Annotated in this window: 1 protein-coding gene; it reads left to right on the forward strand. The window is 32.2% G+C overall.

From position 1 onward, the window contains the following. Positions 1-270: 270 nt before the first annotated feature. A partial coding sequence (locus V3W49_RS22845; protein ID WP_500148252.1) for a hypothetical protein occupies positions 271-606 on the forward strand: 336 nt, incomplete at its 3' end.

Consider the following 606-nt stretch of genomic DNA (forward strand, 5'->3'; position numbering starts at 1 on the left):
ATACGAACTGTTAATTACAAAGTATGCCTGCATTGCCATGTAACAACAGATAATTTTAAGATGATTTTCAGCTTTGGTAATTTGGATCTTTACTTAAATAATGTTACATGATCATTTTGACATAATGAATGATTATACTTGTACCTGTTCATGTGGTTGTGAAACTCCAACTGATGATTTTGTTTGTCATAACTGCAAGATAGGTATGTGCAAAGTTGGTATCATTCGTAATTAAAAATGGGGATGGAATGATTGACTTCGGAAATGTTAGTGAAGACAGATGAGAATGTGACTAAAAATAGTCATACAAAAAAATCAGTAGCAAAACCAACTGAACAGGACAAAATTTCTGTGTGTGATGTCATGAAAAGTAAGACATCATCTGTAATCAGAAAAATGGAATCACAAATTCCATCATATGCACAAGAATACTCTGATCTTTATGCTGAATATCTTCATACCATAGATGACTTGTTTGGAACGTGTTACATCTCAGAAAAGGAATTTTTTGACAAATTGAATATTGATCAAAAGACTCTCAAAGCGTTTGATGATTTGTGGGGTTTTTGGGAAAAAACTACCACTTCACAAATTGAAACATCTACT

The sequence above is a fragment of the Rosenbergiella sp. YN46 genome (assembly GCF_036620675.1).
Lineage (GTDB): Bacteria > Pseudomonadota > Gammaproteobacteria > Enterobacterales > Enterobacteriaceae > Jejubacter.